Source organism: Olivibacter sitiensis DSM 17696 (assembly GCF_000427965.1).
GTDB lineage: Bacteria > Bacteroidota > Bacteroidia > Sphingobacteriales > Sphingobacteriaceae > Olivibacter > Olivibacter sitiensis.
In genome coordinates this window covers 1-18,319 of the sequence record NZ_ATZA01000010.1, presented here as the reverse complement: position 1 = coordinate 18,319, position 18,319 = coordinate 1, and the positions used below count along the sequence as shown (strand labels likewise).

Here is an 18,319-nt window from a genome sequence, read left to right as displayed (position 1 = left end):
GGTATTACCTTTGTCCCATAATTTCCAACATATGTCACTGAACAGCATCTTTCAGTATTTTGTCCCAAAGGATAAGAAATTCTTCCCTCTTTTTGAGCAAGCAAGTCTTAATCTCATAGATATTGCCAATGCGCTTAATGAAGCCGTCAACATTGAGGATCCCTCCAAAAGAAAAGAAGCCTATAAAAGGGTAAGAGACCTGGAACATAAAGGAGATGATATCACGCATCAGATTCACCTAGAACTGGGCAGAAACTTCATCACTCCTTTTGACCGTGAAGATATACATACCTTAGCCAGTTCATTGGACGATGTAGCCGATTTTATCTATGATTCGGCCAATCGCATGGATCTCTATCATGTAACGGAGATGACCCCAGTCATTAAGGAACTTGCCTTACTTATTGTAGAAGCAGTGGAAGCCTTAAACAAAGGGATACAGGAGTTGCGCAACCTCAAAAACGTGCGCGCTATAGCAGATGCCTGCGTACGTATCAACAGCGTGGAAAACAAAGCGGATATCGTATACAATAAGGCCGTTGCCGACTTGTTTGAGTTTGAGACGGATGCCATTGCGCTTATCAAGCATAAGGAAGTTTTGGGAACTTTGGAAACAGCAACTGATAAGTGCGAAGATGTAGCCAATGTGCTTGAAAGCATCTTGGTGAAAAACGCTTAGATAAAATTTATTGTTCTGCCGCTTTATAGTTTTCGCTATTGGGCGTCAGGCTTTTTTACTTTTGATTTTTTACTTATTACTCTCTAGCATATGATGCCATTATTGATAGTGGTCGTAATTTTGGCCATCGCATTTGATTATATCAATGGATTCCACGATGCTGCCAACTCTATCGCTACTATAGTATCTACCAAAGTACTTTCCCCATTTCAGGCCGTGTTGTGGGCCGCGTTGTTCAATTTTGCAGCTTACTTCTATTTCACGGAACACAATGTTGCCAACACCATTGCCAAGACCGTCTTGGAACAATACATAACACTAGAGGTCATTTTTGCAGGCTTACTTGCCGCAATTGGCTGGAACCTGTTCACGTGGTACTATGGTATTCCCTCCAGTTCTTCACATACGCTTATTGGTGGATTTGCAGGTGCTGGGATGGCACACGCCCTCTTACTTGGCGAGTCTGCCATTGGTGCCATCAACCTTGGGCCAACCCTCAGGATTGTATCCTTTATCGTCCTAGCTCCCGTCATTGGCATGACTATTTCGATTATCATTACCCTCATCATTCTACACTTGGCAAAAAATGCGCGCCCCGCAACTGCCGAACGCTGGTTCAAAAGGCTGCAATTGGTTTCTTCTGCTGCGCTTAGTTTTGCGCATGGGGGCAACGATGCCCAAAAAGTAATGGGGATCATCGTAGTGGCAATGGTAGCTGGAGGATATCTGCCCAATACAGACCATATGCCTGAATGGATACCACTTACCTGTTATAGTGCTATCTCATTGGGCACGATGAGCGGCGGATGGAAGATTGTCAAAACGATGGGATCCAAGATCACAAAAGTAACTCCGTTGGAAGGTGTCGGAGCGGAAACGGCAGGGGCCATTACGTTAGGCATTACAGAACATTACGGCATACCTGTCTCTACTACACATACCATTACTGGTGCCATTATTGGCGTAGGCGTAGTAAAAAGGGTCTCTGCCGTAAGGTGGGGCGTTACCATCAGCCTGCTGTGGGCTTGGGTACTCACCATACCCGTTTCGGCTACTTTGGCTGGATTGGTCTATGGCATCATGCATCTTTTCCTCAACTGATAATCAACAAAAAATTTCGCAAACTAAGCCGTTACCTCATCCTTTTTGGGAAAGAGCAAGGATGCAATTACGCTGACCGCCAATATTCCAACAATGATATATAAGGAATGTGCCGTGCTAAAGCCAACAGACTCCAGCCAATGGTGGACAAGCATCTTGCCTCCGATAAAGACCAACAGAAAGGCCAATCCAACCTTAAGATAATGAAATTTATCAATGATACCAACCAATAGGAAGAACATGGACCGAAGGCCAAGAATAGCAAAAATATTGGAAAAGAACACAATATAGGGATCCTTCGTGACGGCAAAGATCGCCGGTATGGAATCTACTGCAAAGATCAAATCGGTAAATTCGATGACCAAGAGCACTAAAAGCAAGGGCGTAATGTATTTTTTCCCATTTTCCTTATGCGTAAAATTATGGCCCACAAAATCCGGGTATACCGAAAAATACCTAGATGCAAATTTCACGACCTTATGTTCTTTGGGGTCTATTTCTTCTTCCTTGTTTCTATTGATGAACATATTGATACCTGTATATATCAAGAACACCCCAAAAACGTATAGAATCCAATCAAAACGAGCAATTAACGCGGCACCAAGAAATATAAATATAAAGCGCATTACTATGGCGCCCAATATACCCCAAACTAGCACGCGATGATAGTACTGAGGAGGTACACCAAATGAGCTAAAAATAAGCACCATCACAAAGATATTGTCTACGGAGAGCGCATATTCTACTACATATCCCGTGATAAATTCTACGGAGAGATTATGTTTATATATCTGCAGGCTTCCAGCAAAATCCGATGCATCTAGCTTAATCTGGTGCATATGGCTCTTTGTGACCTCCGCCAATCGAGCAAAATCATTGATATCGTGCAGTCGATCGCCGTAATATCTAAGGATCACAAAAAAACCTAATGCAAAAAGCACCCAAACGGCACTCATTATCCCTGCTTCTTTCAAAGATACCACATGGTCTTTCTTATTAAAAACACCTAAGTCTATGGCCAACATGGCTGCAATGAAAAGCAAAAAGCTCGCGAAAAAAAGTATTTCGTTGGACATCTTTAATCTTTTTATTTGTTTCTTTCTGTCGTAAAACGTATTAACTGTTCTAGACCAGTCCTATAAACGCTCTCTGGAAAATTACCCAATATAGCAAAGGCCTCTTCCTGGTATTTAATCATCATGCGATTGGCATAATCCAGTCCGCCATTATCTCGAACGAAATCTATCACCTCCTGTATTTTCTTGTTATCGTTGTTATGCGTTTTCACCAATTGGATGACATGCCTTTTTGTAGCTCTATCTGCTTGGTTGAGCGCATAAATCAACGGAAGCGTCATTTTTTTCTCCTTGATGTCAATACCTTTTGGCTTACCTATATCATCTGTACCGAAATCAAACAGGTCATCCTTGATCTGGAATGCCAAACCGATCTTTTCGCCCAACTGATGCATGGTCTTCACCACGTCGGGTTCCGCTCCAGCAGAGGCTGCGCCACTAGCGCAGCACGAAGCGATAAGTGACGCTGTCTTCTTACGGATAACATCAAAATAAACCTGTTCATCGATATCCAGCCGCCTCGCCTTTTCCATCTGTAGCAACTCCCCTTCACTCATATCGGTCACTGCAGAATTTAGGATACGTAAAAATTCGAAATCCTGATTTTCCACAGACAGTGTCATCCCCTTGCTGAGCAGAAAATCGCCAACCAATACGGCTACCTTATTTTTCCAAAGCGCATTGACAGAGAAAAAACCTCTCCGCTGATAAGAATTGTCTACTACATCGTCATGTACCAAAGTAGCCGTATGCACAAGTTCCACCAAAGCCGCTCCCCTGTGCGTAGCATCAGTAATGCCTCCGCACATCCCTGCAGAGAAAAAAACGAACATGGGCCTCATTTGTTTACCCTTTCGTTTTACAATGTAATAGGTGATGCGATCCAGCAATGGAACATTGCTCTTCATGGATGCTCGGAATCTTTTTTCGAAAAGATCTAGCTCTGTCGCTATGGGTTTTTTTATACTATCTAGTGTTGACATGTGCGGGACAAAAATACTAATGTTTCCTCCAAATTTTAGCATTAGTAGAAATGGCCCTGTATTTTTTGGAAATAGAAGACAGTTGAAGCGTTTCCTTACTTCCCAGCGCGAGATAGCCCAAATTGGCTAGGCTATTGTCAAATAAGTTCAGGACTCTATCTTGTAGAGTGGAGTTGAAATATATAAAAACATTACGGCATAGGATGAGTTGAAACTCATTGAACGAATGATCAGAGACCAGATTGTGCAAGCTAAACACCATATTTTTTAATAGGTCTTTGTTTATCTGCACGTAATAGTAACTCGCTGTATAGTATGATGAAAAATCATCAGTACCTCCCGCTGCAATGTAATTTTCGCTATATTGCTTCATGTATTTCAATGGAATATGCCCTAGTTTGGCCGACTCTAGTGCCACCGGATTGAGATCTGTAGCATATATAAGGCTTTTATGCAACATTTTAAGCTCTTTGAGCAATATGGCCAAAGAATAGGCTTCTTCTCCAGTGGCACAACCGGCCACCCAAATCCTTATGAACGGATAGGTATTCAGTGTAGGCAGAACCGACTCCCTAAGCATCTTGAAAAAAGAGGGATCACGAAACATCTCGGTCACATTGACCGTAACTTTCTCCAAAAAATAAGAAATAAAACTTTTATCCGTACGCAACCGGAAACGAAACTCCGCAAAGCTTGGGAACTTACCCTTTTGGAACAACCTGTTAATCTGCCTCTTAAACGAAGCGCGACTGTAGTCGTGAAAGTCATATCCATGTATTTCAAACAGATCATCCAATAGCAATTCAATCTGATCGTCCCCCACCATAAGTCCACCCACTATCTCGCGTTCCATTATTTACAAGTTTTTATAGCTATCAATAACTTATCTACATCAATAGGTTTGCTGATATATTCTGATGCGCCTACCGACAAGCACCTATCCCTGTCATGGCTCATCGCTTGAGCGGTTACCGCTATCACGGGAATATGCCTATAGCGTTCATCTTGCTTGAGCTGCTGGGTAGCCTCATACCCATCTATTTCTGGCATCATCATGTCCATCAATATAAGTGCCACATTTATTCCTTGAGCCAACTTACCGAACATCTCCTGAACACTGTTGGCAGTTTCTATTGTATATCCACGCGACTTCAATACAGCCTTCAATGCAAATATATTGTGTACTTCATCGTCTACGATCAATATTTTTGACATATTGCTCCTTTTTAATTATACAACCACACTCTTAGCAAAGAGACCAACTGATCCGTATCTACCGGCTTAGAGATATAATCTGAAGCGCCTACGGCGATGCATCGTTCCCTATCACCCGTCATGGCCTTTGCTGTAACAGATAGAATAGGCAACTTAGTAAACCTCGCATCTTTCCTTATCAGGCTAATGGTTTCATAGCCATCCATTTCGGGCATCATCATATCCATCAGTACAACATCTATATCCTTGCCATTGGCATTTAATATTTCTATCGCCTCCTTACCATCATTGGCTACCAACACTATCATTTTATATCCCTCCAGTACTTTTGTGAGCGAAAAGACATTTCTTATGTCATCATCGGCTATTAGCACCGTTTTCCCCTTCAAGGCATTATCCAACAACAATCTGTTCCGTCCTTCCAGGTTAATATTTTCCCTGTTATTCTCTATCAAATGTAAAAAAAGTCCTACCTCGTCCAAGATACGTTCGTAAGAATGAGCCGTTTTGATGACTATAGAATCTGCATATTGTTTGATTTTCTTCTCCTCACTTTGTGATATATTCTTTCCAGTGAAGATAATGACAGGTAAATTCTCCATTTGTGCATCGGCCTTAATCGTTTCTAGCGTCTTGTAAGCCGAAGCGTCCGGTATTCCCATATCGAGTATAACACAATCTATCTCATGGCTTTTCAGAGAGTCTATACTGGATTGTACGGTTTCCCCTATTTCAGCTTTCACCCCGTAATTTTGTAGGTAGTTGGATAAGGCTTGGGCATGTTTCAAGTTTTCTTCCAATATAAGTACTTTTCTTGGACCCGCTTTCAATGCTTCCTCTATTTTCCTAAACACGTCAGCTATCTGATCCAGGGCCATGGGCTTACGGATAAAATCTATAGCTCCCTGACTGATACTTTCGCGCTTAGCCTCATGTGAGGACATGATATGGACAGGGATATGCCTAGTGTGCGGATCACTTTTGATTTCTTCCATCACTTGCCAACCATTCTTTACAGGCAGCTCTATGTCCAGCAAAACTGCCAGGGGCAGGTATTGCCGAGTCAATTCCACCCCTATGTCGCCTCTTACGGTAGAAAGTACTTTATAGCCGTTTTTACGCGAATAATCCATCAACACCTTGGCAAAATTGGTATCATCTTCAATTATTAAAATTACTTTATCGTTGGCACCTATTTCGTTTCTGTCATCGTCCAACTCCGCTGGAATATTCTTTACCGTCCTCACTTTTGATTTCTCCGCTGCTTTTTTAGCTTTTCCCTCATCTTTGAATGCAAGGGGGGGTTGTTCAGGCAAGGCCTGTACATTATCTTCATTCAGTAGCTCTCCTATACTTGGCTGCTGTTCACTATCCCCGTCGTTTTGTACAGGCATGGTCAGTACAAACTCAGCACCATCCGTCACTTCGCTGTTCACGTAAAGATGCCCTCCTAACAACTTAGCCAATTCTCTGCTGATAGATAGGCCAAGGCCCGTGCCGCCGTATTTTCTTCTCGTAGATCCATCCGCCTGTTGGAAGGCATCAAAAACCAATTGCTGCTTCTCCAATGGAATGCCAATACCGGTATCTAGCACCCGGAAATTGATATTTCCTTTTTCATCGGGATGAGGCTCGACCGTTACTGTCACATTTCCCCGCGCTGTAAATTTAATGGCATTGGAAATTAGGTTGCGCAATATCTGCTGCAGCCTAAGGTTATCGGTATGAATGGTTTGAGGTGTGTTTTCATCGACGGAAAAAATCAGTTCAATTCCTTTCTCCGCTGCTATGGGCATAAATAGGGCTTTCATATCCGAAAGTAGCACTTCTAGTTCCACGTGCTCTCGCTCTACCGTCATCTTTCCAGACTCTATCTTGGATAGATCCAGAATTTCATCAATAAGAGATAAGAGACTATTTCCCGAATTCATTATCACATTGGCATATTCAACCTGTTCTGCACCTAAGGTGCCCTCATGATTTTCGGACAATAACCTACTCAAAAGTAAAATACTATTCAAGGGAGTACGCAATTCGTGAGACATATTGGCCAAAAACTCCGATTTGTACCTCGTACTGAGTTCAAGGGCCTCGGCTTTTTGCCTGATATCCATATTGCGCTCGATGATAATCTGGTTTTTTTCCTCCAACGAGCGTGAATGAAACTCTAGCTGACGATTGTTTTCCATTAGCTCGGCTTGCTGGACTCTCAGTTCCTCTTCAGAAGCTTGTAATTTGTTTGTTTGCGCCTCTAGTTCTACATTGAGGCTTTCCAGCTCCGCGTGCTGCGCCTGCAATTCCTCAGTTTGCGCCTGTGTTTCTTCCAACAGCTCTTTCAGACGCATCTGTATTTTTATTTCTATTAAAGCCGAAGCGATATTGCTATGTATTTGTTCCACAAACTCTTTGGCATATTTTTGTGCTGGCATCACTGAGGCGAGCTCTATAATTGCCAACACTTTCCTTTCGTGCACAATAGGAATGACCATTATCCACCTTGCCTGCACATAAGAAGTGCCCGCTTCTATGGATACGCCCTCTTCTTGGACCACTGAATGGTTTTCGTATAGGCTCGTTTTTTTGCTGATATAAGCCTTGCCTATCAATGAATCACCCCGATCAAAATCCATCAGGTTTCTTTGAGGAGTCTTCATTCCCAGGTTAGCCATGACCGTAATCTCCTCCCCATCCAATACATAAAACGCCCCTACGCTGGCATCCAGATAGCCCGCTATGGCTTCCAATACATTTGTACTAAATTCTTCCAAGGTGCGCGATACGATGAGAACTTTATTGATATTCTCCTTACCATTATATAGCCAAATCGCTTTTTGGTCATTTAGATAATGCTCATACAACGACTGCTTCATCTGTTGCATAGCCGTTCCCAAAACGTCGTGCTCGCCTTTGGCGATGATGGGTACGCCGTAGTTATTCTCACCCAATGCGCTGGCAGCGTGAGCCATTTCCTTGTTGCGTTCATCAATTTTTTGCATGGCAATGGCCAGCTTACCGATGTAATCCTTGGCAAAGTTGGGGAACTCTACATCGGTATGCCCAAGAGCTATTTTAGAAGCGACTGTTTGCAGTTTGAACAAATGATCCGCTATATTGCGCAAAATATAAAACAACATGACGACCACGGCAATCAAACAGGCTATCAACAGGAGCCTATTGTTGTACACGCTTCTCAGCTCATTTGACTTTAACTGCTCAATGCCTTTGGACACTTCATCTACCAAATCGTCCTGTACTCCTTTCAAGGCATCTACAGCCGCTGCCGAGCTATTCCACCATCTTTCTGCATTATATTCGGCGCCAACTTCCTGCTTTTGATAAATATCCTTCAACTGCGCCAAAGTGCCTGCTACATTTCTGTCAGACAACATCTTAGCATCATACTTTTGAAACGTATTGTGCTTTGTAATATCGGACATCTCCTTAACGTAAGATTGCAACAAATCATAGTTCATGTTGTAATCTGTCATCGAAATCGGACTTTCAGTAGGGGAAATCAAATGGAAATAGACATTGAGGCGCAGGGTGGTTATGTAGCCAGCGGCATAGGAAAGTAAGTGACTCAAGCGCATCATATCATCCAATCGCTTATCAGACAGCAAATAGCTAGCATTGGAAAAGAAATCGAGGCGATCGTTTATTTTCTGATAATTGCTGAATATATCGCCAAAGGACAAATGATCATTATCAATCTCCTCTCTCCAATAGGGCAATGAGTCCAAAAAAATGTATTCCCGATAAGCAGTATCCACTTCTTCCAAACTTATGAATTCGTCCAAATCCTGTATAGCACGATCTGTAACCACCCTTTGCTCTATTAACTTATTGGTACCGTTCTTATCAAAAAGCTTACCCAAGCTATAGCGCCGTTCCATAAGCACCTCATACTTCAGGGTATTGATAGCATTGGAAAATCGAAGCTTTTGGTCATAGCTTTCCGCCGCATTAATTTTTAGATCTTGTTCCTTTTCTACCTTGTAGAAGAAAAAAATCAATACAATAACGGGTACTATAGCTATAAGAGCCAGCTTATAGTTCAGGGGAATAAGGTTGAATTTACTCTTAGTCATTATCTCTATTTGGGCAACTCAGTCGTTGGTTTATCAATCATAGGTATTCTGAAATAGAAAGTCGATCCTTCATCAAGCGTGCTATCTACTCCAAATTCACCGTCGTGTCGCTTTACTATCTGGGCACAGATATAAAGGCCCATGCCAATGCCTTGGAAGCTATACCCTTCTTGTTCTACGCGATAAAATTTCTCGAACAGCATGGGAATTTTATTAGCGGGGATACCGATGCCAAAATCACGCACACTTATCTCTACCATCACATCTTCCGTCGCCTTTATTTCCACCTCAATCTCTTTCTTATTAGGCGAATATTTCACGGCGTTGGTAAGATAATTTATCAATACCTGCTCCAGTCTCATTTCATCTCCCCATATATGCTCGTGGATATCTCCTCTTTTTATTATAGTATAATCGGGATAAATCTGACCAATATTTTCTATCGTATTATTTACCATCGCACCGATGTCGAACTGCTTGAAATTGAACTTCATTTTCCCGCTTTCTATATTGGACACATCTAACAGGTCGTTTATCAAATCGCCCAGTTTAGCAATTTGATGATTGGCCTTGGCAATGAAATTCTTCATGCGCTCGTTGCCTTTCACATCGGGCAGGCGCTCCAGCAGCTGTATATATCCTTTAACGCTGGTTAACGGTGTTTTCAATTCATGGCTAGCAATACTAATGAACTCGTCTTTCTTCGATTCCAATTCTTTTCTATAGATAATCTCCTTTTTCAGCTCTTCCTGCATGTCATGCATGGCTTTCGTTTGCTTGGAAAGGCGATAGAGCGTCTTTATCTTCAGCAAGAGTATATCTGGATCGAAGGGTTTGGTGATATAGTCAAAGCCCCCATTCAGGTACCCCTTTGCAATGAATTCCTTGCTGATGTTAACAGCAGAAAGAAATATCAATGGCGTATCCACCGCCTTGCTATAGCCAGACATGAGCTGCGCCACTTCAAAACCATCCATTCCCGGCATCTGAACATCAAGTATGATAAGGGCGTACGACTGCTTCAACACTTTCTTTAGTGCTTCCTCTCCGGAAGAGGCCGTATCTACCTTGAAATTGTTCATTTCCAAAAACTTCTGTAGGGAATACAGGTTTTCCTTTTTGTCGTCAACTATAAGTATCATTCTATAATTAGGCAGTTTTTAGCATCAAAACACAATTATAACTAATTTATATCTCTTTATTACGAATCTGATAATATCAAGGATACATGAAAATCAAAAGAGGCGAACGATTAGAAATCACTCGCCTCCATTGCTATTTAACTATTGACGCCTAAAGAATAAGTATAAGCACCAATATAATGATGATGATAGCACCAACAGAAAGGTAAACGCCTCCAGAACCCATTGCTCTTGCCTTCTTATTCATCTCCTTAAGTTCCTTTTTCAATGCCTTGCGCTCTTCCTTAGTGAGGGTAGACTTGTCTATCGACTTGATCTCTGCCACTCGTACGCGCATTTCGGACAACTTCGCCTCGACCTCTGCTTCGGTCATTTCCATTTTCTTGTTTGGATCATCTTTTGCCGATACGGGGCTGCTAAATGTGAATGCCAACATCACAATAACCAGCAATGAATAAATTTTTGCTCTCATGCTTTCTTTCTTAATTGTTTATACCCAATAACATTAATATTACTCAATAGATACTAATATCAATGGGGCACAAATTGTTTTGTATCTCCTGTAGAAAAAACACAATCTTCTTCTTTCTCTATTATCAAAACCGCCCGATCTGCAACTTGGCTTCCAGTTCATATATGCGCTCTTGCATGCGCTGCATTTTCTCCATGAGGTGCCTCATGGCATCAATGCCTTCCACATTAATATCCAGGTCGTAATGCCAATTCACGAAACGCGATAGCATATCTAATTGATCTTCGCTAATATAGCGCTCCCCACTTATCAGGGTTACCTCTATCATATCTTCGTCTTCCAGTACCTGTACAAATGTGGGATCTACCTCACAACGCGTACAGTATTCACGTAGCAAAATCAGTTCCGTAGCCATATTTTCGTATCATTTAAGCTGTTCTACCAGCCAATTTTCTGAATAGTTCTTTCTGTTCTTCGGTCAGCCCTGTAGGGATCTTCACGTTATAGGTCACGAACAGATCGCCATATTCCCCATCTTTTTTGTACACAGGAAATCCCTTGCCTTTCAACCTGACCTTGGTGCCGTTCTGCGTTTCGGGCTTTACTTTCAGTTTCACCTTGCCTGAGAGAGTATCTATCATTACCTCTCCGCCCAACACGGCAGTATAGAGGTCAATGTCCTGTTGCACGTAAAGATCATTGTTCAAGCGTTTGAAAATGGGATCTTCGGCTATGACAAAGGTAATGTACAAATCGCCTGCCGGGCCATTGTTTGCCCCGGGGCCACCTTGTCCTTTCAACCGTATTTCTTGACCATTGGCCACCCCTGCCGGAATGGTAATCCGCAGGTTCTTCCCGTTGACGGTAAGGGTCTGCTTGTGCGTTTCAGCGGCATCGTGCAGACTCAGGTGCAGTTCTGCCCGATAGTCCTGTCCTTTGAAGGATGCGGTCCTACCACGCCTTCCCCCTGCGGCGCCGCCAAACATAGACGAGAAGAACTCGGAGAAATCACCAGCATCAAAGTTGCCACTACCTCCTGTAGAATAGCCCTCGAATGGACCGCCCGCACCACCAAAAGGGTTACCCCCGGCGTATTGGCCTCCGCCAGCTTCCTGTGCCTTCCGTGCCTGTTCGTAGGCTTCCGCGTGTTGCCAGTCCTTACCATATTGGTCGTACTTTTTACGCTTTTCTGGGTCGCTCAGCACCTCGTTGGCTTCGTTAATCTGCTGAAACTTGCTATGTGCCTCCTTATCGTCGGGATTGAGATCGGGATGGTATTTTCGGGCTAGTTTACGATAGGCTTTTTTTACTTCGTCGCCACTCGCATTCTTATCAATTCCTAATATTTTATAATAATCTATATATTCCATATGCGCTTTATTGATATCGCTCCCTGAACGAGCTTTGTCGCTAGGATTACGCAGGCGGCAATCGTTAAACAAACCATCGTGCAGAAAGTTCTGCTTGTCGGGATTCAATAAATATGCCAGTGTCACGAAAATACCACAAGGCATTGAAAAGCATGAAATTATGTCAGTTCGCACCCATATTTCCCAGATAGATGCCCAGGAAAAAGACGATAGCGCCACCTACGATAATCTGTACAACGGTTTTGCCCAAAGGTGCCTTCATGTAACGGTACCGAATATAGCTGATGAGCAACAATTCAATGCCTACGACCAAATAGGCAATATTGAGTGCCACGCGGATGTTTGGGATAAGAAAGGGCAAGGTGTGCAACATGCCACCAACGGCAGTGCCCAAGCCCGTAATGAAACCTCTTGACCAAGGTCCTCCACGACCCGTTATCGTGCCATCATCCGTCAGTGCCTCGGCCAGGCCCATACTGATGCCCGCCCCAAGCGAAGCAGCCAAGCCCACATAAAACGCCTGAATGGGCCTTGCGGTAAGTCCCGCCGCTGCAAAGATAGGTGCCAATGTAGACACAGAGCCATCCATTAAACCCAATAATGCCGGTTGTACCTTCTGTACCACAAAGGTTTTTTCTTCCTTTTCGTTTTCCATACTATTGCTTGTACAAGTGTGATCCAATATTAACAAAAAGGAACGTGTTAGTGGAATCAAAAACGAATTTAGATTTGGTATAAATCATTATATCATAAATAATTACGTTTTCTTTATATGCTCATAGAATCCCTGCCTATAGCTCTCCCCTATGGGCAAGTATTTATTTGCCAACAGACAGCGTATCATCTCATTCTAGTTCTATTACCAATGTGACCCGATAGCTCCTTCCATTGTTGGAAATCAACAATTCATGCTTGTCGGGATATATCAGTTCCAAACGTCTCCGCACGTTGACGAGCCCCACGCCACTGGACCTGTCTTTTTGCTGCTGGCCTATCTTATTGTTGACCGTCAGTGTCAACTTGCCATTTACATAAATCAACTTGATCTTAACAGGCCGTTGCGGATCGTTGATGACCCCATGCTTCAACGCATTTTCAACAAAAGGTATGAGCAATAAGGGTGCGATTTTCACCTCTTCGGGCAGGGGACCCAATTCCCACTGCACGAAAAACTGCGGTGCAAAGCGCATGCGAAGCAACTCTACATAAGCTTGGGCATACTCCACTTCCTTTACGAGCTCCACCCTGCCGTCCTTGGTCTCCGAAAAGGTGTAGCGCATAATGTCCGACAGCTTCACGATGGCCTTTGCCAACTCATCCGAAACGGGAATGGCCAGTGAGTACATATAATTGAGCGCATTGTACAAAAAATGGGGGTTGATCTGCGAACGCAGGAAGGCCAGCTCGGCCTTGGTGGCTTCTTGCTGCAGTAGCTTATTGCGCTTTATCTCGGCAAATGCCCTTTGCGTGAAGAATACCGCAGCAGACAACACGATATAGGGAACGGCATAGTATATGTTATCTACAATATAATAACCTACCGTAGTACCTTTGAAATAGTTATGAAAACCCAATGTCACGGGATAAATCACTTCCTCTATGCCCGCACGTAGACCGATGAACAGAAAGAAAGCCCCTACTATGCCCAACGAGAGGTGCCACAGTTTACTGGTCTTTATAAAAAGCGGATATACGAGTAGGTAACAAAAATAGAACTGCAGGATACGACAGATATCCATGGAGATACTTACCCAAAACTGGATTCTACTCGCATCTTTCCCCAACCAATAGGTGTAGGAATAAATCAAGAATAGAAGCCAGCCAACGACATGTATAAAAACCACTTTGATTTTCATGGCGTAAAACTAAGCAACCAAAAGACATACTCTGCCTTGTTTGGGATAAAATCTGGGGTGGTTGGGATAAAAAGTTACACCAAGAGGATCTTCTTCCACTTCTTCGTGACAACGAAGCATTCATCATTATTATGCACGCGTTGAACAGCGCTCTATTTTCACCGTTGGGCAACTTCATCTATGCTTTCGCAAAACAACTTCAAAAGCGCAGATAAATATTGCCCTTGGCAAAACCTATGATCGAGGGAATGCAAATTTTCAACTATTTGGTCATGAAATCATATTTTGGAAAAGGGAAATTAGTCTATTACGAAACCACCCTAAGAGATCTGAATTCCAAAACAAAAGTCGGTCTTATCCGGGAAACGAACGAATTAGCCTTGTTACAATCAAGGCGAGGAGAAAACCCCACCTTGATTAAGGAAACTATTTCTTTACCGTGGTGGTAGTAGGATTATATATACCAAAAGTAATGGCATTGATCAATCCATCTACAAAGGTGTGCTGCAGCGTGACTTCGTAATCTTTTGAGTCTCCAGCAAGCACAACTGGACTGGTCGTTTTGAGAGGCGCCAAACCATAAATCAAATAATGGTTCTTTGCCTTTACTTCCTGGCCAGATTTCGGGCCGCTACCTACCGTATAAGTGTAGGTATAACATGAGGTCATTAGCATAGACAAGCATCCTGCCAGCGCTAGGTTGAATAGTTTTCTTCTCATTTTAAACAGTTTAGATATTAAAGCAACCCAAATATATAGCAAAACATGAAAAGAACAAGCGACTTGGCAAAAAATACCTGAAAACTGGTATATGCCGCTCTAGTATTCTGGTAGCAAAGGTTTTGTACCCATGATGTCGTCTATTTGTGCCAACAGATCCGGTGTCAATTTGGGCAGTACATCCAATGCCTTGAGGTTTTCCTCCAGCTGACTTTCTTTGGTAGCGCCCAAGATAGCCGTAGTCACGTTGGGATTGCTTACCGTCCATGCCAAGGATAGGATGGTCGTACTTGTGTCCAGTTCTGCGGCCAGATGTCCCAGTTTGCGTACCGCTTCCAGTTTTTGTTGCGTATAGCTTTTATCTTTCAACCATTCATAACCTTCCAAGGCGAGCCTTGACCCTTCGGGAATACCATCGTTATATTTTCCGGTGAGTAGGCCAGAGGCCAATGGGCTCCAAATTGTCGTTCCCATTCCCAAGTCGCGGAATATGGGCAAATAATCGACCTCCATCTTCTGACGGGTGAACAGGTTGTATTCCGGCTGTTCCACGGCCGGCGGCTCCAATCCCAAGCGAGCGGCTACCGCATGTGCTTCCACGATCTCGGCCGCACTCCATTCACTGGTGCCCCAGTAAAATATCTTTCCCTGCTGTATCAAGGTGTTCATGGTACGTACTACCTCTTCGATGGGCGTATTTTTGTCTGGACGGTGGCAATAGTACAGATCCAAGTACTCTACCTGCAATCGATCCAAGGCTTCATGGCAGGCCTCCATGATATGCTTGCGGCTCAGGCCGTGCTGATTGGGTTTCTTATCTGCTCCTTTCCATCCAAAGAATACCTTACTGGAAACGACATAGGACGAACGTTCCCAATTTTTATTTTTGAGCACCCTCCCCATCATTTTTTCCGATTCGCCTCCGGAATATACTTCGGCATTGTCGAAAAAGTTCACGCCCGCATCGTAGGCTATGCCCATTAGCCTGTCGCTGATGCCATCGTCTATCTGCTTGGCAAAAGTGACCCAAGATCCAAATGACAAGGTGCTCAACTGCAAGCCCGTTTTGCCCATTCTTCTATATTCCATATTCCTGTGTTTTTATAAAGTGTAGGCTCAAATATAATCAGGGTAAAAAGCTAAGGCAACCACAAACGTATAACATGACCTCCAAATGTTATTGGTTTGCCTCTCCTATTACTCCATCAATCCAATCCAAGTAATTATCTCGGTGCACCAGCTCAAAACTTGCATTAGGATAGGCCTTGGCAAAGGCCACAGGCACCTTGCCTTTATTCAAATTCCATTTGCATTCCAAGGCCTGCAATTGACCATTGTATAGTTCCAAAAGATCGATCTCTTGCCCGTCGTAAGTGCGCCAAAAGAAATACTGAGGAGCATAGCCTCTATAACTGTTGTATTTTATGCGTTCGCTTAATACGTATTGTTCCCACAATTGCCCCACATCATTCCTAGACCCAAGTGCACTAAAATTGTTGATCAACGTATTTCGTATGCCGTTGTCGTAAAAATACCACTTTTTGCTCTTGGTCACTTCCTTGCGGAGGTTGTTGCTATAGCCTGTGAGGGGATAAATGATAAATGCTTTGCCGAGCAGATCGAGATATCGCTCCACGGTAATTTTGTTGATCTGTAACTGATTGCCCAGTTCGGTTGTACTTACCTGACTCCCTACCTGCCAAGCTAGCAATTGCAGTAATTTATAAAGCACGTCTGCCCCTTTCACCATATCCAATACCAGCAAATCCTTGAGCAAATAAGAATTGACCAACTGTCGTAAATAGGTTTCTTTGTCCTCATTGCTTGTTAGCTGCCAAAGCTCTGGGTAGCTTCCATATACGAGCCGCTCTTCCAGATTTCCCCTGGTGGACAAATAGTCCTCTACTTTAGAGAGCTCCACCTGAGCTATTGGATATAGAAAATACACTAGATTTCGACCGACCAACGGTTCTCCAGTGTGATTCACCAGATCAAAACTACTGCTACCCGTAGCAATGATGGTTATACCCTTTATCTGGTCAACCATCAGCTTTAATGCCTTGCCTATTTCAGGGATAGCCTGTGCTTCGTCAATGATGACCACTTTTCTTTGCCCAACCAATCGCCGATAGTTCGCTATGCTTCTGTTTTGCAACAAAGAAGCAACTTGCATATCTTCACCCTGCAATAGCAAGGCGTCTTCGCCATACGCTGCAGCAATGTTTTCAATTATGGTGGTCTTCCCTGTCCTACGCGTACCGTAAAGCATCAATACTTTTTGCAGCCCTATTTTAGACAACATTGTCCTTTCAATTAACCTCGGAATAGCCATTATCTACGAATTAAAACCATATAAAGTGGCGCAATTTACATAAATTAGGTCAGCTAAGTGACGCAGTTTGTATAAATTAGGTCAGTATAGTGACGCAATTTACAAAAAATTCCAATTTACAAGAAGAGGGAATTAGCCCACTCTAGAAGTTAGGTCAGGAAACAAAGCCATCTGTACGACGGGCTTCTCTACCTCACCAAGCGAAAACACAGCACTTTCTTCATAACGCGAAGCTACGGACACTTGGGTACTCCCTCGATGTGGGGCGAACAGGTCGAGCACAAGCTGCGGATCGTTATTGTCCTTGGAAAGGTGCGAAAGCAGAAGGTGGCTCAATCGGGGGGAACGATGTTGGAGGAAAAGATCCAAAGCCTGCGCATTGGAGAGGTGCCCATGGCCGCCACGGATGCGGTGTTTCAAGAAATAAGGATAGCGTCCATTGATCAGCATATCCTCATCGTAGTTGGCTTCCAGGAAAGCGGCATGGCAGCGGCCAAAATACGCGATCAGGTTGTCGCAAACGCGACCCAAATCCGTAAAGACCCCTACGGTGAAGTCGTTTTGCTCTACCGTAAAGCTGTAGGGGTCCGCCGCATCGTGGTATTTTTGGAAGGCTTGCACCGTCAAATTGCCAATTTGCACAACTGGGTAACGACTGAGCGAGTGGAGCAATCTGCTGGGAATAGCCAGCCTACAGGCATTCAAGGTGCCATCGGTGATATACACCGGCAGCTGATATTTATTGGTCAAAGTACAAAGGCCGCGTATGTGGTCGGTATGCTCGTGGGAAATGAAGATGGCCTTCACTTTGTGCATGTCCAGTCCCATACGCCTCATGCGCTTCTCAATCTCGCGGCAGGAGATACCAGCATCGACCAAAACAGCCTCATGCTCATTGCCTACGTAATAACAATTGCCATTACTGCCCGAATTGATGGATGCAAAGGATAGTGACATGGAGCAAATGTAGTAAGTTAAAAGAGAAAACTGAAACTGGAATTACAACAAAAAAGTGGAGACATTTTTCAGTATTTAGGTTAGGTTGATTTTTCCTAACACTATAATCCTAAGCGGCCCGATCCAACAGCAATTTTTCATATTGTGCAGGTGTTAAATACCCGAGGGCTGAATGGAGCCTTTTCCTGTTATACCAGCTTTCAATATATTCGAATACTGCTACCGAGGCCTGTGGCCTGTCAATATATTCATGATGGTATATCCATTCGGATTTCATCGATTTGAAAAAGCTTTCCATCGGAGCGTTGTCCCAGCAATTCCCTTTCCT

General features: G+C 43.5%; 18 protein-coding genes. 2 read left to right on the top strand and 16 right to left on the bottom strand.

Going from position 1 to position 18,319, the window contains the following annotated elements; all coding sequences use genetic code 11:
* Window positions 1-31 precede the first annotated feature (31 nt).
* Together A37S_RS0107155 and A37S_RS0107150 are read left to right on the top strand one after the other, a co-directional pair.
* Window positions 32-679: a DUF47 domain-containing protein gene (locus A37S_RS0107155; protein WP_028296400.1), complete on the top strand. Its 648-nt coding sequence runs from the start codon at window positions 32-34 to the stop codon at window positions 677-679.
* A gap of 90 nt (window positions 680-769) precedes the next feature.
* The gene (locus A37S_RS0107150; protein WP_028296399.1) at window positions 770-1,780 is read left to right on the top strand and encodes an inorganic phosphate transporter; all 1,011 of its coding nucleotides are present in this window, start codon (window positions 770-772) and stop codon (window positions 1,778-1,780) included.
* Window positions 1,781-1,803: 23 nt separating this feature from the next.
* Here A37S_RS0107150 and A37S_RS0107145 read toward each other — a convergent pair whose 3' ends face one another.
* The 16 genes from A37S_RS0107145 to A37S_RS0107070 all read right to left on the bottom strand — a co-directional run.
* Window positions 1,804-2,856, bottom strand: a complete 1,053-nt coding sequence (locus A37S_RS0107145; protein ID WP_028296398.1) for a TerC family protein — start codon at window positions 2,854-2,856, stop codon at window positions 1,804-1,806.
* 11 nt (window positions 2,857-2,867) lie between these two features.
* Window positions 2,868-3,839 carry a polyprenyl synthetase family protein gene (locus tag A37S_RS0107140; protein ID WP_028296397.1) on the bottom strand — a complete coding sequence of 324 codons (972 nt, stop codon included), beginning with the start codon at window positions 3,837-3,839 and terminating at the stop codon, window positions 2,868-2,870.
* A 16-nt stretch (window positions 3,840-3,855) separates the two neighbouring features.
* Entirely contained in the window at window positions 3,856-4,692 is an 837-nt protein-coding gene (locus tag A37S_RS0107135; protein WP_245586337.1) for a CheR family methyltransferase, read from the bottom strand.
* Window positions 4,692-5,054: a response regulator gene (locus A37S_RS0107130; RefSeq protein WP_028296395.1), complete on the bottom strand. Its 363-nt coding sequence runs from the start codon at window positions 5,052-5,054 to the stop codon at window positions 4,692-4,694. Before A37S_RS0107130 ends, A37S_RS0107135 begins: the two co-directional genes overlap by 1 nt.
* A gap of 11 nt (window positions 5,055-5,065) precedes the next feature.
* Window positions 5,066-9,142 (bottom strand): response regulator, encoded by a 4,077-nt coding sequence (locus A37S_RS0107125; RefSeq protein ID WP_036601672.1) that lies wholly within the window; start codon window positions 9,140-9,142, stop codon window positions 5,066-5,068.
* 5 nt (window positions 9,143-9,147) lie between these two features.
* Window positions 9,148-10,284 carry a hybrid sensor histidine kinase/response regulator gene (locus A37S_RS0107120; protein ID WP_028296393.1) on the bottom strand — a complete coding sequence of 379 codons (1,137 nt, stop codon included), beginning with the start codon at window positions 10,282-10,284 and terminating at the stop codon, window positions 9,148-9,150.
* 151 nt (window positions 10,285-10,435) lie between these two features.
* Entirely contained in the window at window positions 10,436-10,756 is a 321-nt protein-coding gene (locus A37S_RS0107115; protein WP_028296392.1) for a seryl-tRNA synthetase, read from the bottom strand.
* Window positions 10,757-10,880: 124 nt separating this feature from the next.
* On the bottom strand, window positions 10,881-11,171 hold the full coding sequence (locus A37S_RS0107110; protein ID WP_028296391.1) for a chaperone modulator CbpM: 291 nt from the start codon (window positions 11,169-11,171) through the stop codon (window positions 10,881-10,883).
* A gap of 13 nt (window positions 11,172-11,184) precedes the next feature.
* Window positions 11,185-12,126, bottom strand: coding sequence for a DnaJ C-terminal domain-containing protein (locus A37S_RS0107105; protein WP_028296390.1), 942 nt, complete (start codon window positions 12,124-12,126; stop codon window positions 11,185-11,187).
* A 163-nt stretch (window positions 12,127-12,289) separates the two neighbouring features.
* On the bottom strand, window positions 12,290-12,781 hold the full coding sequence (locus tag A37S_RS0107100) for a VIT1/CCC1 transporter family protein (protein ID WP_028296389.1): 492 nt from the start codon (window positions 12,779-12,781) through the stop codon (window positions 12,290-12,292).
* A 190-nt stretch (window positions 12,782-12,971) separates the two neighbouring features.
* Window positions 12,972-13,982 carry a sensor histidine kinase gene (locus A37S_RS23860; RefSeq protein ID WP_051292796.1) on the bottom strand — a complete coding sequence of 337 codons (1,011 nt, stop codon included), beginning with the start codon at window positions 13,980-13,982 and terminating at the stop codon, window positions 12,972-12,974.
* 426 nt (window positions 13,983-14,408) lie between these two features.
* Entirely contained in the window at window positions 14,409-14,702 is a 294-nt protein-coding gene (locus A37S_RS0107090) for a Bor family protein (RefSeq protein WP_028296388.1), read from the bottom strand.
* Between the two features lie 99 nt (window positions 14,703-14,801).
* Window positions 14,802-15,791: a potassium channel beta subunit family protein gene (locus tag A37S_RS0107085; RefSeq protein WP_028296387.1), complete on the bottom strand. Its 990-nt coding sequence runs from the start codon at window positions 15,789-15,791 to the stop codon at window positions 14,802-14,804.
* An 88-nt stretch (window positions 15,792-15,879) separates the two neighbouring features.
* The gene (locus tag A37S_RS0107080; RefSeq protein WP_245586336.1) at window positions 15,880-17,004 is read right to left on the bottom strand and encodes an ATP-binding protein; all 1,125 of its coding nucleotides are present in this window, start codon (window positions 17,002-17,004) and stop codon (window positions 15,880-15,882) included.
* 162 nt (window positions 17,005-17,166) lie between these two features.
* Window positions 17,167-17,991, bottom strand: a complete 825-nt coding sequence (locus tag A37S_RS0107075; protein WP_028296385.1) for an MBL fold metallo-hydrolase — start codon at window positions 17,989-17,991, stop codon at window positions 17,167-17,169.
* 109 nt (window positions 17,992-18,100) lie between these two features.
* Window positions 18,101-18,319: IS3 family transposase (locus tag A37S_RS0107070; protein ID WP_028296384.1), on the bottom strand; the 219-nt coding region annotated here is incomplete at its 5' end.